Annotated in this window: 12 protein-coding genes and 1 pseudogene; 7 read left to right on the top strand and 6 right to left on the bottom strand. The window is 72.0% G+C overall.

Going from position 1 to position 14,302, the window contains the following annotated elements; genetic code table 11:
* Positions 1–19 precede the first annotated feature (19 nt).
* The 3 genes from POL72_RS35040 to POL72_RS35050 all read right to left on the bottom strand — a co-directional run bounded on the left by POL72_RS35040 (position 20) and on the right by POL72_RS35050 (position 3,551).
* A complete protein-coding gene (locus POL72_RS35040; protein WP_272101147.1) occupies positions 20–658 on the bottom strand; it encodes a hypothetical protein in 639 nt (212 codons plus the stop codon).
* Between the two features lie 127 nt (positions 659–785).
* Positions 786–2,138, bottom strand: a complete 1,353-nt coding sequence (locus POL72_RS35045) for a sigma 54-interacting transcriptional regulator (RefSeq protein ID WP_272101148.1) — start codon at positions 2,136–2,138, stop codon at positions 786–788.
* Positions 2,139–2,297: 159 nt separating this feature from the next.
* On the bottom strand, positions 2,298–3,551 hold the full coding sequence (locus POL72_RS35050; protein WP_272101149.1) for a GAF domain-containing sensor histidine kinase: 1,254 nt from the start codon (positions 3,549–3,551) through the stop codon (positions 2,298–2,300).
* Positions 3,552–3,920: 369 nt separating this feature from the next.
* Here POL72_RS35050 and POL72_RS35055 point away from each other — a divergent pair, with 369 nt between their 5' ends.
* Positions 3,921–4,577 carry a redoxin family protein gene (locus POL72_RS35055; RefSeq protein WP_272101150.1) on the top strand — a complete coding sequence of 219 codons (657 nt, stop codon included), beginning with the start codon at positions 3,921–3,923 and terminating at the stop codon, positions 4,575–4,577.
* A gap of 44 nt (positions 4,578–4,621) precedes the next feature.
* Here POL72_RS35055 and POL72_RS35060 read toward each other — a convergent pair whose 3' ends face one another.
* From POL72_RS35060 to POL72_RS35065, 3 genes and pseudogenes are all read right to left on the bottom strand, one after another.
* Positions 4,622–5,149 (bottom strand): FAD-binding oxidoreductase, encoded by a 528-nt coding sequence (locus POL72_RS35060; protein WP_272101151.1) that lies wholly within the window; start codon positions 5,147–5,149, stop codon positions 4,622–4,624.
* Between the two features lie 16 nt (positions 5,150–5,165).
* Positions 5,166–5,747: pseudogene (locus POL72_RS51950) on the bottom strand (FAD-binding oxidoreductase); the annotation flags it as partial.
* A gap of 27 nt (positions 5,748–5,774) precedes the next feature.
* Positions 5,775–6,932, bottom strand: coding sequence for a lactonase family protein (locus POL72_RS35065; protein WP_272101152.1), 1,158 nt, complete (start codon positions 6,930–6,932; stop codon positions 5,775–5,777).
* A gap of 128 nt (positions 6,933–7,060) precedes the next feature.
* Between POL72_RS35065 and POL72_RS35070 the strand changes: the two genes are divergently transcribed.
* The 6 genes from POL72_RS35070 to POL72_RS35095 all read left to right on the top strand — a co-directional run bounded on the left by POL72_RS35070 (position 7,061) and on the right by POL72_RS35095 (position 13,950).
* The gene (locus tag POL72_RS35070) at positions 7,061–8,551 is read left to right on the top strand and encodes an MDR family MFS transporter (RefSeq protein WP_272101153.1); all 1,491 of its coding nucleotides are present in this window, start codon (positions 7,061–7,063) and stop codon (positions 8,549–8,551) included.
* A 68-nt stretch (positions 8,552–8,619) separates the two neighbouring features.
* Positions 8,620–9,534, top strand: a complete 915-nt coding sequence (locus tag POL72_RS35075) for a hypothetical protein (RefSeq protein ID WP_272101154.1) — start codon at positions 8,620–8,622, stop codon at positions 9,532–9,534.
* A 305-nt stretch (positions 9,535–9,839) separates the two neighbouring features.
* Positions 9,840–11,033 (top strand): arabinan endo-1,5-alpha-L-arabinosidase, encoded by a 1,194-nt coding sequence (locus tag POL72_RS35080; RefSeq protein ID WP_272101155.1) that lies wholly within the window; start codon positions 9,840–9,842, stop codon positions 11,031–11,033.
* An 87-nt stretch (positions 11,034–11,120) separates the two neighbouring features.
* Positions 11,121–11,774 carry an RNA polymerase sigma factor gene (locus tag POL72_RS35085; protein ID WP_272101156.1) on the top strand — a complete coding sequence of 218 codons (654 nt, stop codon included), beginning with the start codon at positions 11,121–11,123 and terminating at the stop codon, positions 11,772–11,774.
* A complete protein-coding gene (locus POL72_RS35090; RefSeq protein ID WP_272101157.1) occupies positions 11,771–12,826 on the top strand; it encodes a tetratricopeptide repeat protein in 1,056 nt (351 codons plus the stop codon). Before POL72_RS35085 ends, POL72_RS35090 begins: the two co-directional genes overlap by 4 nt.
* Entirely contained in the window at positions 12,823–13,950 is a 1,128-nt protein-coding gene (locus POL72_RS35095; RefSeq protein ID WP_272101158.1) for a hypothetical protein, read from the top strand. Before POL72_RS35090 ends, POL72_RS35095 begins: the two co-directional genes overlap by 4 nt.
* Positions 13,951–14,302: the final 352 nt, after the last annotated feature.

Consider the following 14,302-nt stretch of genomic DNA (forward strand, 5'->3'; position numbering starts at 1 on the left):
CGGGGAGGCCGGGCGCCGGTCATCCCGCGGGCGCGCCCACCTTCTCGGTGACGGCCATGCACAGCGCGGCCACGCCGCGCCTCGGGACGGTCACGAGCTTCTCGCGGAAGCTGGCGCGCTGATCGGTGTAGAGCTTCGACACCTTGTGCGAGAGGATCGTCGAGCTCCAGACCGCGACCACGTCGGCCCAGCGGAGATCGGCGTCGGCCTTCGCCGCATTGCGGTGGCCCTCTCCGTCCACGATGCGGATGTCGACCTCGCCCGCGAGCAGCTGCCGCAGGTCCTCGGACGTGCCTGGCCCGCCGCCGACCACGAGCAGCCTCCGCAGCCCGCGCGCGCGGAACGCCCCGATCATCGCGAGCGCCGCCCGCTTGTTCGCCGAGCTGCCGCACAGGTCGCAGACGGCGTCGGCGCCGACCTCGACCACGCGGAGCCCGGCCTTCGCCGGGAGCTTCACGCACTCGGCGCAGCGGCGCTCGATCGGCTCCTCCGCCGGCGCCGACGGCGGGGCGCGGCCGAGCGCCTGCTGCGCCTGCCCCGCGAGCTCCGCCGGGAGGAAATCCGCGGGGTGGCGGAGCTCCGTCGTTGGCGCATGCTCCGCGAGCCAGAGGAGCAGATCGGTTTCTGAAATATTCAGAGATTTTGCGAGGTTGCGCACACGGACGGATCGCGCCATTGCGACGCGACTGTGACATGTGCAGCACCGCTGCGCCCTGTTCTATCGCAAGAGCGGCGGCCTCCGGTTGGCCCCGCTACAGCTAGCGCGGTGGCCGCCCGCGCGCGGCTCAGTCGAGGGCGGCGGCTCGGCGCAGCCCGTGGCGCTGGAGGAGGCGGTGGAGGTACATCCGGTCGAGCCCTGCCTTGCGGGCGGCGCGGCTCACGTTGCCGTTCGACCACTCGAGCAGGGCCGCGAGGTAGCGCCGCTCGAACTGGTCGATGATCGCGTCCTTCGCCTCCTTGAAGGGCATCTCGATGTTGGCGGCGGGCTCGCCGGGCGCGGCGCCCTGCGGCGCGGCGCCCGGGGGCGGCGCGGAGCTGCGCTCGGACGGCGCCGTCGCTCCCATGGCGGCGCCCTCGCCGAGCACGACGCGGCGCTCGACGTAGTTCCTCAGCTCTCGCACGTTGCCGGGCCAGTCGTAGCGCTTCATGTCCTCGATGACCTCGGGGGGGAAGAGGTGCACCTTGTCGATGGCGCCGAGCTCGTTCAGGAAGCAGTGGACGAGGAGGCCGATGTCCTCCTTGCGCTCCCGGAGCGGCGGGACGCGCACGGTGAGCACCGAGAGGCGGTAATAGAGGTCCTCGCGGAACCGGCCGCTGTTCACCTCGCGCTCCAGGCGCCGGTTCGTGGCGGCGATCACCCGGATATCGACCTTGCGCACCCGGCTCTCGCCGAGCCTGCGCACCTCGCGCGAGGCGAGGGCGCGGAGGAGCTTCGGCTGCATCTCCAGCGGCAGCTCGCCGATCTCGTCGAGGAAGACGGTGCCGCCGTCCGCCTCCTCGAAGGCGCCGGCGCGGTCGCGCGTGGCGCCCGTGAAGGAGCCGCGCACGTGGCCGAACAGCTCGCTCTCGATGAGGCTCGGCGAGATGGCGCCGCAGTCGACGATGACGAGCGGCTTGTCGGCGCGGGCGCCGCGCTGGACGAGCTCGGTGGCGATGACCTCCTTGCCCGTGCCGTTCTCGCCCTCGATCAGCACGTCGGGCGCGCTCTTCGCCACGCGATCGAGGACGGGGAAGAGGCGGCGCATGGGGACCGACACGCCCTGGAGCGCGCCGAAGCTGACCGCGCGCGCGAGCTCGGTCTCGGCGACGGCGTCGGCGTCGCGGATGCGCACGACCGACTCGCCGAGCTCGATGCGGCACTCCGGCAGGATGGCGTCGGCGTCCCGCACGCGGACGCCGGCGATGGTCGTCCCGTTGAGCGAGCCGACGTCCGTCAGCCGGAACGTGGACTTCACGCGCTCGAGGATGCAGTGGAAGCGGGAGACGGCGCGGTCGGCGAGCACGAGGTCGTTGCTCTGGTGGGAGCCGATGCGGATGAAATCGCCGTCGAGCACCATGGCCCGGCTCGCGGGCTTGCCCGCCTCGCGCTCGACGCACAGCTCGATCCGGGGCACCGCCAGCACCTCGCCCTTTGTCATGCGAGGCTCCGTGGAGGCCGCGAGGCTCGGCGGGCCGGGGTCGTCGGGCGTGGCGGGGGGGCGCGGCATGCGCGCCATCTTACGCGTGAGCCTGGGGTCGTCCAGAGGAGCGCCGCGCTTGCAGGCGCGGAGGGCGTTTGCGCCGCCACCGCAGCGCGATCACAGCTCGTCCCGACGAACGGGCGGTCCGCTCGCGGGCAAGCTCAGTCGGAACGTCGCGCCGTTTCCAGGAGGGGAGCTCACGGCCAACGTGCCCCCGTGGGCGGCGGCGATCCTGCTCGCCAGGTACAGCCCGAGGCCGATCCCCGACGCATGGCCGTTCGTGACGAAGCGGTCGAAGATGCGGGGAAGGATCTCCGGCGGCACGCCGGATCCGCGGTCGACGATGTCGACGTGGGCGTACTCCATCCCCTTTATCAGCTCGCTGGTGAGCTTGATGAGGACCCACGTTCCCGGGGGCGAGTGCTTGATCGCGTTGCTGACGAGGTTCTCCTGGGCCTGGCGGAGGCGATCCCTGTCCGCCACGACGACGAGCTCCGGCGGGCTCTCGACGCGGATCTCGACGCTGGGTGTACCGAGCGCAGCGGCGATGTCCCGCGCCAGCGAGGCGAGGTCCATGGGCGCAGGGGCGATCTCGAAGAGCCCCTGCTCGATGCGCCCCACGTCCAGCAGATCCGAGATGAGCTGGCCGAGCCGCGCGACCGAGCCGATCGCCCGGTCGGCGTCGCGCATGTCGTCGACCCGGCCGTCGAGCTCCGCGCGATGGTGGAGCATACCAAGGCGGCCCATGAGCGGGCTCAGGTAGTTCCGCAGATCGTGCGCCAGCACGGTGATGAGCTCCTCCGCGGCCTGGCGCCGGCCTTGCGCGAGCGCGGCGGAGGTGACCTGCTCGACGAGCTCCGCCCGGTGCGTCAGGGCGCCGATCCAGTGCGTGACCGCGCCGAGGAAGCGGAGATCCTCGTCGGAGAAGAACTCCGGCGCGGCGGAGTGAGCAGAGACGACCCCGCGCCGCTCGCCCTCGACGACGAGCCTGACCGCGATGTGCGACCGGACGCCGAGCTCGTGGACAAGGCCGGGCAGCTCGCCGGGCTCCTGCTCCGAATGCCCGGTGATGTAAGGATCACCGGTCGTGAAGACGCGGGCGATCGAGCCGCCGTTGGCGACCGGGTGGATGTCGAGCCCGAGCGATCGCTGGAGCCGGCCCATGGGCGTCTTGCTCGTCCCCAGGGCACGCAGCGTGTTCCTGCTGGCGTCGAAGAGGAAGATGTCGATCTTGTCGGCGCCGAGAGCGCCGGCGAGGAGGTCACTCGCCTGGTTGAGCGACTGCCTCAGGTTGGCCGCCGGCAGCTCGAGCAAGCGCTCGAGCGTCGATATCAGCCTGCCTTCCTTCGAGGAGGCTTCCTTTCCGGACATGCTGTTTTCTCGCTCCGTGATCGGCTCGACACCGTGCGCTCGGCAGCAGAAGCGCGAGCCGGCGGTGGACGGTGGATTGGGTCGTTATGACGACGCTGTCGCCCGATCGGTAGATGTGCGCGGCGCTGGCCGCCGCTCCGGCGCGGGTCCACGCGAGCGACCGGCGACATGGCCGAGCTCGGGGCGACGCGCGCGGCATGTCGGACGCAACGACGCGCGCGGTCCGATGCGCGCACGCGGTGAGCTCGCCGGCGTCGTGGCACCCGCGTATCTCACGGGCACGGCGTGCCAGCGCGGAGGCGGGACGCCGGCCAGCCACGATTGACTCGCACGTACGGGCCTGCGATCGTCTCGCGCGAAGACATCGCCATGCTCACTCGCTTGCTTTCGCTGCCCCTCGCCGCGCTCGCCCTCGCGTGCGCCTCCCCGGAGCCAGCGCCCGCGGCCTCGCCTGCGGGGCCCGCTGCGCCTGCGCCGCCTCCCGGGAGCGCCGCTCTCCTGTCGAGCGGTGACCCGGGATTCGACCACGATGTGTCGGGCGTCATCGGGGCGCCGCCGCCTGCGTGGGACGTGGGGCCCTGGTACAACTCGCCGCCGCTCACGCTGGCGGCGCTGCGAGGCAAGGTCGTGCTGGTCCGGTGGTTCACGTCGCCGAGCTGCCCGTTCTGCAGCGCCACCGCCCCGGCGCTCAAGGCGCTGGACGAGCGCTATCGGGAACGAGGGCTCGTCGTCGTCGGGATGTACCACCACAAGGATCCCGAGCCCCTCGACACCGAGGCGGTCAGAGGCTACCTGGCGCACTTCAAATACACCTTCCCGGTCGCGATCGACCCGGACTGGCGCACGTTGAAGCGCTGGTGGATGGATGGCCATCCCAAGCGACAATACACGAGCGTCAGCTTCCTCCTCGATCGAGCGGGGCTCGTGCGGCACGTGCACCTCGGGGGCTCGCTGGAGCCCGCCACCCCCGAGTTCGCGGCGGTCGAGGGGCGCGTCCGCGCCTTGCTGGACGAGACTGCGCGCTGACGCCACGTCGAGCATCGTCTCCACCTCGGGCGGTGGACTGGCCCTCAGGGAGAGTGTGTCGGGATGCTCTGGGCGAAGCGGAAGACGTTCTGCGGGTCGTATTTCTGCTTCACGGCGACGAGCCGCGCCAAGTTGCTCCCGTAGTAGGCGGTCGGCCAGTCCTTCTGGTCGGCGTCGATGTAGTTCGGCACGGCGAACCTGGACGCGTACGACCGCAGTTTGTCACCGAACGCCGTCATCCAGGCCATGGCGTCGTCATGATTCGTGCTCGCGTCGGCCTCGAGGTAGATTTGCATGCTGAACATCGTCTTCCTGTGGACGAACGCCGTCGCGTCCGGGGCCACGGCGCCGATCGCGCCGCCGTAGGTGTTGAAGATGAGGTCGGGGCCGAGCCCCGTCCCGGCCAGCGACTCGACGATCATATCGACCCCTTCCGAGGAGAGCGGGGCGTCCAGGTACACCGACTTCGCCTTGAACCAGACCGGTTCGATCACGAGGCGCTCGGGCGAGAGCACCTTCGGGTCGGTCGTCGGGAGGCCGGCGAAGAAGAGCACCGACTCGATGAAGGGCATCTCTTCGAGAAAGAGCGTTTTCGGGCCAGGCACCATCCAGGCCGACGCTCGGGTAACTGCCTGCCACGAACGCCAGGCGCGCCTGCTGCCACACGGCGTAATAGAGCGGGCCCAGGCGCCACCCGGCGCCCACCGTCGCCGTCTTTCGGTCCTTGTCGACGGCGAGGTCGGTCATGCCGGCAAGATCGATGATCATGCCGCCGTCCTTGCCAAGCGAGTAGCCCTCGTAGCTGTGGCCGCCGGAGCGAACCGCGATGTTCAAGCCGAGGCGACGGGCGCACCTGACCGCAGCTTGGACCTGCGGGACGTTCACGGGGTGGACGATCACGCCCGGAAGGACCTGGATACGGAGGTTGAAGCCACGCCGGTCGTGGTCGTAGCCCGCCGAGCTCGGAAAGACCGTCCTGGGCGCGGCCGGGGCGAGGCACCGCGCGATGGCATCTTGCATCGGCGCCTGCGCGTCTGGCGCTCGGTCCATGGGCGAGGTCCGGTCGGCGGCCGCCGGTGGCCGGCAAGCGCTGGCCAGGACCACGGCGGCCCACAGCAGGGAGCACTGCAGACGGCGAGGCCATTGAACCCTCGGATGGGGCGCGATCATGAGGTAGCTCCTCCCCGAGGTCGATTTCTACCGTGGCGCCGGCTGGCGGTGGCCCGGGAAGCGGAACAACCCGACATACGTGACGCCCGGCGCCTGCGCCTCGACGCCGAGCGGCACGGGCTTGCCGTCGGCCCCGATGCGGAATGCCACGAGCTGACCGGAGCTCTGGTTGGCGGCATAAAGGAGGTGGCCGTCAGGCGATAGCGCGAAGCTGCGTGGATTGTGCGGACCGTCGCCGCGTCCTGACGGCACCTCGGCGAGCGGCGAGAGCTTCCCGGACGAAGCGTCGACCGAGAAGACAGCGATGCTATCGCGCCCGCGATTGGAGCCATAGACGAACCTGCCGGTCGGGTGCACCGCGATCTCGGCCCCGGTGTTTCGTCCCGAGTACCCCTCGGGCAGGGTCGAGGCCGTCGCGATGGGTGTCAGCCGGCCCGAGGCTCGCTCGAATCGAAACGACGTGATCGTGCTCGCTGTCTCGTTGATTCCAAAGGCAACCGCGCCCTGCGGATGAAACACGAGGTGCCGCGGACCGGAGTTTGCCGGAAGGCCCGCGCTCGGGACCGCGTTGGGCTCGAGCAGACCCTGGATGCTGTCGAACGCATACTGGGCGATCATGTCTGCGCCCAGGCAGGGCACGAAGGCATAGGCGCCGCTCTGATCGGTGATCGCCATGTGGGCCCTCGCGCCTGGACTCTCGGTGTCGGTGGCGTTGCCAAGAGCCCCGTTCCTCGCGACAGGGATCACCGATACGCTGCCGCCCTCGTAATTGGCGACCAGCAGCCAGTTCCCGGCCGTGGAGAGCGACAGGTGGGCTGGGCCGTCGCCCTGCGCGCTGACCGTGTTGATCGGGGTGAGGACGCCGCTCTCCGCGTCCAGCTCGAACGAGCGGATCAGGGCGTTGTCCTCGTCCACGGCGAACAGCAGGGCCCGCGCCGGATCCACGGCCAGGAAAGACGGCAGCCCGTCCGTGGCGTTGGCCTGGAGCAGCGCCAACCCGCCGCTGCGCTCGTCGACCGAGTAGACGCGGATCTTCCCCTCCTTGCCGCTCACGAAGGCGAGGAGCGAGCCTCCCGCGGCGGTGGTGGCCGGCGTCGCGTCAGGCGCGGACGCGATCTCCCCGGGGCCGCCGGCCGGCTGGTTGCAGGTGGTGCTCCCGCAGGCGGCTCCGAGGAGCGAGATCACGCAGAGAGCGTACCCACCGCCGAGACGAACCCTGGCAGGGGCATGGCTACGCGGCATGCCGCCCCGACGCGCGGCGTGGCGTCCCGCTTGCCGCGCGCGCTCCTCCACACCACATCCCCACGACCCGCATGGCCTCAGAACGCACGACCCACCGCGCCCTCACCGTCGCCGGGCTGATCCTGGCCCTCGCCATGGCCGCCCTCGAATCTACCGTCGTCGCCACCGCGATGCCCACCGTGATCGGCGATCTCGGCGGCATTCACCAGTACGCCTGGGTCACCACCGCCTACCTGCTCACCTCGTCGGTGCTGGTGCCCATCTGCGGCAAGCTGTCGGACATCTACGGCCGCAAGCCGATCATGCTCTTCGGCATCGCCGTCTTCCTGCTCGGCTCGATCGCGAGCGGCGCGGCGCGATCGATGCCGCAGCTCATCGCCTTCCGCGCCCTCCAGGGGGCCGGCGCCGGGGCGATGCAGCCGATGGCGATGACCATCTCGGGCGACATCTTCGATCTCAAGGAGCGCGCGCGGATCCAGGGCGTCTTCGGGGCCGCCTGGGGGCTGTTCGGCATCATCGGCCCGATGGTGGGCGGGCTCATCGTGCACTACTTCTCGTGGCGCTGGGTCTTCTACATCAACATCCCGTTCGGCGCCGCGTCCGTCGCGCTCGTGGCGACCTCGTTCCACGAGCGCATCGACAGGCGGCCTCACGAGCTCGATTTCCTCGGCGCGGCGCTCCTGACCGCCGGCGTGGTCGCGCTGCTGCTCGCCACCGGGAGGCTGGGCGGGGAGACGACGCTGCTCGCGGCGGTCGCGTCGGCGGCGCTGTTCGCCGTGTTCTTCGCTGTCGAGCGCCGGGCCCCCGAGCCGATGATCCCGCTGCCGCTCTTCCGGCGCCCGGTGATGTTCATCTCCAACGTGGCCGGCGCGATCCTCGGCGGCGCGATGATGGGCACGATCACGTTCGTGCCGCTCTTCGTGCAGGGCGTGCTCCGCGGCAGCCCGACCGACGCCGGCAGCGCCATCGCGCCGATGCTCATCGGCTGGCCGATCGCGAGCGCGATCGGCGGGCGGCTCATCCCCCGGGTCGGGTTCCGCCCGCTCATCTGGATCGGCCTCGGCGTCACGGCGGCGGCGGGGCTCGCGCTCGCGCTCGGCGGGACGCACGACACGCCGCTGATGCTCCGCGCGACGACGCTGGTCTTCGGCGTGGGCATGGGGCTGTCCAACGTCGCGCTGCTCATCGCGGTGCAGAGCAGCGTGGCGTGGGAGCAGCGCGGGATCGCCACCGCGAGCACGATGTTCTCCCGGCTGCTCGGCGGCGTCGTGGCCGTGGGCATCATGGGCGGCGTCCTGACGGCCCAGCTCGCGAAGGACCCGTCGATCCCCGCGGACGCGGCGAGCCGGCTCCTGACGGCGGAGGGGGCGCGCGGCCTCGATCCGTCGATCGTCCAGCACCTCGGGGAGGCGCTCACGTCCGGCCTCACGACGGTGTTCTGGATCATCGCGGCCATGGGCATCACCGGCTTCATCGCGGCGCTGTGGTTCCCCCGCGTGCCGATCGAGGCCGCCGGGGGAGACGCGGCCGTCGGGCCGCCCAGCGAGGCCGGCATCGGGTGAGGCGACCCGCCCGCGCCGGCAGGGACGGGGCTCGATCCAGCGCACGTCGGCGGGTAGGAGCGTGGTGGATGAGGTGGCGGTCCCGAGGGATCACGGCGGCGTGGGCGCTCTGGCTCGCGCTCGGCGGGGCGGGGTGTGAGGACCAGCGCTTCGTCATCGGCATGCTCGCGCCGGGGCAGGGCGGGGGAGGGGGCGCGCCGGAGCGGCCGAGGTTCGAGGCGCCGACGGCGATGACGGAGCTCAACAGCAGCAAAAGGGAAGAGGACCCGACGCTCACGGACGATCTGCTCGAGATCTATTTCATGTCCGATCGCGAGGGGAACCGGGACATCTGGACGTCGCGGCGGGCAGGGGTGGGCTCGCCCTGGGACCCGCCGCACGCCGTGGAGAACATCAACCTGGCCGAGAGCATCGAGGATACCCCCTGCGTCTCCGGGGATGGGCTCCGGCTCTGGTTCTACAGCAGGCGCGAGCCGGAGGGCACCTGGCTGGCCGAGCGCGCCAGCCGGGGCGACCCGTGGGGAACGCCGGCGCACGTGGACTCCCTCGCCGTCGAGGGCGCCACGGTGATGGGCGCTCAGGTCGATCCCACAGGGCTCCACGTCGTGACCGGCGTCACGCCCGCGGACGCGGAGACGTACCTCGCGATCGCATCGCGCGAACGCCCGGAGGACGACTGGAGCGCGCTCATCCCGCTCGCCGGGCTGGACGGCCCGGGCGACGAGGGTGGCCCGTTCCTGTTCGACGACGGCAAGCAGATGCTGTTCCGATCGAGCCGCGCGGGCGAGGGAGACCTGTTCTGGGCACGGCGGGCAAGCGCCGAAGCGGCGTTCGAGGAGCCGGTGCCGCTCGAGGAGCCGGTGAACCTCCCCGGGGAGCGCGACACCGATCCGCACCTCTCACCGGACGGCTCCGTCCTGTATTTCGCGTCGACGCGGACCAGCGTCGCCGACCTCTACGAGGCCCGCCGCGCCGCGCCTTGATCCGACTCCTGATCTCGCGCGGCGCGGAGCGCGACGTGGATCCCGCTCGCCGCGCCGGACGAGGCGGCGGCAAGATACCTCCCGGAAGCTCACGACGCGTGGATCTGCGGCATCCTGTGCCGGTGTAAAAGTCTTGCTGGGCGTGAAATTCCCCAACTTCACGGGAAATTGGAGCGACCCGTGATTGATCGCGGGCGCTCCGGTCCACCTGGGAAAGCGGGACCAAGGGAGCTCCAGGAGATTCGATGCATCCTTTGCTTTGCCGGCCGTGGCGACGATGTGGGTCTGCGCGTACATGGGGCGTCATGATCGGCGCCGTCGCAACGCTCGCGAATTGCAGCACGGAGAGCTCGGCGCCGGGCTCCGGCTCAGGGGGGCAGGACAGCGGCGCCGCCGGCGCTGATGCCACGACGACCGCCTCTGCCACCACGGCGGGCAGCGGCGCGGGAGGCCATCCGGGCGCGACGGCCGGAGGGGGCGGCGCCGAGGGCGTCGGAGGGAGCGGCGGCGCGGGCGGGAGCGGCGGCGCGGGCGGGGGCGGCGGCGCGGGAGGCGCCGCCGACAGGTGCGCCGATGCCCTCTACGACCCGGCGAGCCCGCCCAAGGCGCTGCGCTTGTCCGGGAACCTCGGGACCCACGACCCGTCCGTCATCCGGGCCGGCGACCGCTATTACCTGTTTCATACGGGGGACAGGATCCCGATGAAGGTCTCCTCGGACCTCCTCGCGTGGCAGGCCGCCGGCCGGGTGTTCGACGCCAGGCCGGCCTGGCTGGCGGAGAAGGTCCCGGGCGTGAGCGATCTGTGGGCGCCCGATATCTCGCGCTTCGGGGACACCTATCATCTTTACTACTCCGCCTCGACGTTCGGCAGCAACCGCTCGTGCATCGGGCACGCGACGAAGGCCTCGCTCGACTCGGCAGGTCCGTGGACCGACCGCTGCGCCGCCATCTGCTCGAACGACGGCGCGGCGCGGGACGACTGGAACGCGATCGATCCCAACGTCGCGATGGATGAGGAGGGCACGCCATGGCTCGTGTTCGGGAGCTTCTGGAGCGGTATCAAGATGGTGAAGCTCGCCCCGTCGGGGGAGCGGGCCGACGAGGAGCTCCACGCCCTCGCCGCGCGCCCCGACGCCCGCGGGGCGCTCGAGGCGCCGTTCATCGTGCGGCGCTGCGGCTTCTATTACCTGTTCGTCTCGTTCGACGCCTGCTGCCGTGGGGCCGACAGCACCTACAAGGTCGCCGTCGGTCGTTCGACGCGCATCACCGGCCCGTACGTCGACGAGGAGGGCACGCCGATGATGTCCGGCGGCGGCACCATCGTCGTGGAAGGTGGCTCCCGGTGGCGAGGGCCTGGGCACAACGCCGTGTTGTTCGCCGGCGATCGCGCCTACAACGTCTATCACGCCTATGACGCGGAATCGAACGGCGCCCCCACGCTGCGGATCTCCGATCTGGCGTGGGACAACGACGGGTTTCCGCGCTCCGGAGGGCCGTAGTCAGGGCCGTAGTCGCGCTGCCGTCGCCGTGCTCCGGGAGGCGCGCCTTGACCTGGACTTCCGGGCTCGTGCATGCTGGTCGCCAGCATGCGAAAGCCTGCGACTCACCTCCACGCGCCGCCGGAGGGAGCGCCGCCGGAGGGAGCGCCGCCGCGGGCGGACGAACTGCTCGGGCTCGCCCGGGCCGCCGCGGCGCGCGATCCGGCGGCGATCCGCACGCTCGTCACGGAGCTCGGCGGCGCCATGTTGCGGGGCGTGAGGAAGGTGCTCGGCCCTCATCACCCCGACGTCGAGGACACGACCCAGGAAGCCGTGCTCGCGTTGCTCCAGGCGCTGCCGTCCTTCCGCGCGGAGTGCACCGTGCTGCATTTTGCCAACCGCATCGCCGTGATGACCGCGCTCGGCGCGCGCCGGCGCCTCCGCGTGCGCGCGCGCTTCGACGAGCCGGGCGCGCCGATCGACGTGGCCCCGGACGAGGGCGGCGCGTCGCCGTTCGCCGAGGCGGTCTCGAACCGGCGGCGTGAGATGGTGCTCCAGGTGCTCGACGGGATGCCCGAGGCCACGGCGGAGGCGCTCGCCCTCCATTTCGTGCTCGGCTACACGGTCGACGAGATCGCGGCGCTCGCCGGCGCCTCTCCGAACACGGTCTGGAGCCGGCTCCGGCTCGGCAAGGAGGCGCTGCGGCGCGCGTTCGCCAACAACGCGAAGCTGGCCGAGCTCTTCCGGGGGAGGGAAACATGACGACCGACTGCCGGAGCGAGCTCCTCACGCGGGTGCGCCGCGGCGTCGCGACCGAGCCGGACCGGCTCGCCTTCGACGCCCACCTCGACGCCTGCGAGTCCTGCCGGACCACCTGGGAAATCGCCCAGGATTTCGACGCCGTGGGCGCGGCGGAGCCCGGGGACGCAGAGCGCCTCGCGCGCATCGTGAGCGCGGCGATCGGGGCGGTTGCGATCGACCAGCGGCGCGAGGGCGCGCCCGTGTGGCCCGCGAGCGCGCCCGTGCGACCCGACAACGACGTCCGGCGCGGGGACGAGGACGCGCGACCCGGGGGCGGTCCCGCGGGGCGGCGCGGGGCCGGCTGGCGGCGCAGCGTCTGGCTCTACGCCGCGGCGGTCGTCCTCGCCTGCGGCGTGGCCGCCGCGACAACGGCGCTCGTCCGTTCGCGCCTGGAGCCGACCCCGGCGGGGAGCGCCCGTTTGCTCGAGCCCGCGGCGCGCGCGGTGGTGTCCCGTTCGCGTGCGGTCGCGCTCGCCGAGGCCGTTCCGCCTCCCGGCGAGGCCGCGCCGGCCGGCGCGCGGCCGGCGCAGCCGGGCGCGCCGGCGCCCGTCGAAGCGGCGCTTCCGGCGCTCGCGGCGCCTGCCCCGAGGCCGCGCGACGCCGGGCGCGGGCCGAGCGCGACGGCGTCCTCCGCGTCGACGGCCGAGCAGCTCTTCCGGGAGGCCAACGAGGCGCGGCGCGCTGGGAACTCGCAGCGCGCCGTCGAGCTCTATCGCTCGCTCCAGAAGAGCTTCGCGACGTCGCCCGAGGCCACGCTCTCCCTCGTGTCGCTGGGCAACCTGCTCCTCAACACCGGCGCGCCTGCCGCGGCGCTCGTGCAGCTCGACCGGTACCTCGGCGTGGCCGGCTCACGGCCGCTCGCCGTCGAGGCGCTCTATGGCCGCGGGCGCGCCTTGCGGGCGCTCGGCCGCTCCGCCGACGAGGCCCAGAACTGGCGGCGGCTGCTCCGGGATCACCCAGGCTCGCCGTACGTCGAGCATGCGCGCCGCCGTCTCGCCGAGCTCGGAGGGTGATCACGAAGCGAGCGACGGCAGCGCTCGGGCTCGCCGCGGTCGTCGCGCTCTCCGCGGCGCGCGCCCAGGCGAGCGACGCGACGGCGGCGGCGTCGTCCGGATCGCCGGGGGCGCCGGCGCCCGGCGCGCCGGTGGTGGAGCTCGTGCTCACGGGCGCCGCGGACAACCTCGGCGCGATCCGGACGGCGCTCGAGTCCCAGGCGCTCTCCGCGTTCACGATCCGCTTTCGGACCGCGCCGCGGTTCGACGCGCCGGCGCTCTTCGCGACGCGGGCCTCCTCCGGCGTGAGCGTCTCGTGTTGGATCGACGTGAGCGACCCGCGCCGCGCCGCGCTCTACTTCACGGATCCCGTGGCCGATCGCTTCCTGGTGCGCTCGATCGATCTCTCGGGTCGCTTCGACGAGCTCGATCGCGAGTCCTTGGCGCAGGTCGTGGAGCTCTCGCTCCGGTCGCTGCGCCTGGACGCGCGCGCCTCGCTCGATCGGGAGCAGGCGCGCGCGCTCATCCTGCGCCAGGCGGCGCCTCCCGAGGCGCCCTCCGAAGCTCCTGTCTCCGGGGGGGCGGCGCCGGCGCGGCGCGCGCTGGAGCTCGGGCTCTTCTACGGCGTGACGGCGCACTCGGCCGAGGTCGGCTTGACGCACGGCCCCGGCGTACGCGTCGCGCTCGGCGGGAGCTGGGAGCGGCACCGGCTCGCCCTCGACGCGCGCTTCCAGTACCAGTTCGAGCGCCGCTACGAGGAGGCGCGCATCGGCCTCGATCTCCGCACGATCGCGCTCCGGGCCGATGCCTGCTGGCTCTACGCCCTCGCCCCGGGCGTGGCGCCGATCGAGCTCGGCGTGCGGCTCGGCGCGGGCATCGATCATGTCGACGCCGCGCCGAGGCCGGGCAGCGCTGAGGCACCGGCGGTCGTCCCTGCGGAGGCGAGCGCCTCGAACGCGCTCGTGCTCGTGGCCGGCTCGGTGGTCGAGCTGGCTCTGAGCCAGGATGTCCGGCTGTTCGCGGAGCTCTTCGCCGAGCTCGACCCGGCGCGCGTCCGCTACGATCTCAGGCTCGAGCAGGGGACCGAGACCGTCCTCACGCGCTGCCGGCTCCGGCCTGGCGTGCTCCTCGGCATCGAGCTCTGAGGACGGGTCACCTCAGGTCCCGCGCGAGCCGCTCTGGCGTTCGACGCGAGCGGCTCCGCGGATTCCTTCGTTGGTGCAATGTGCAGTCCAGGCGACGGCTCCGGTCGCCGCGAGAAATTCGGGCTCCCCGGCAGAATGTGTGGGCGCATGAGCCGAGCAAGGGCAGAACGACTTGCGGGCATCGGTTCCAGGATTCCGCCGTTCCAGAAGGTCGCACGGACCCTCCGTGGCCATCGACGCGGAGCGGCGTGGCCGACCTCTGACGAAGCTCGCCGCGTCGCACCTCGATTCGCCTTGATCCTGTGTCGACGCAAAATTGCTGCGAAGACGATTCTTGGCGCTCCACGAGAAG

The organism is Sorangium aterium (genome assembly GCF_028368935.1).
Lineage (GTDB): Bacteria > Myxococcota_A > Polyangia > Polyangiales > Polyangiaceae > Sorangium > Sorangium atrum.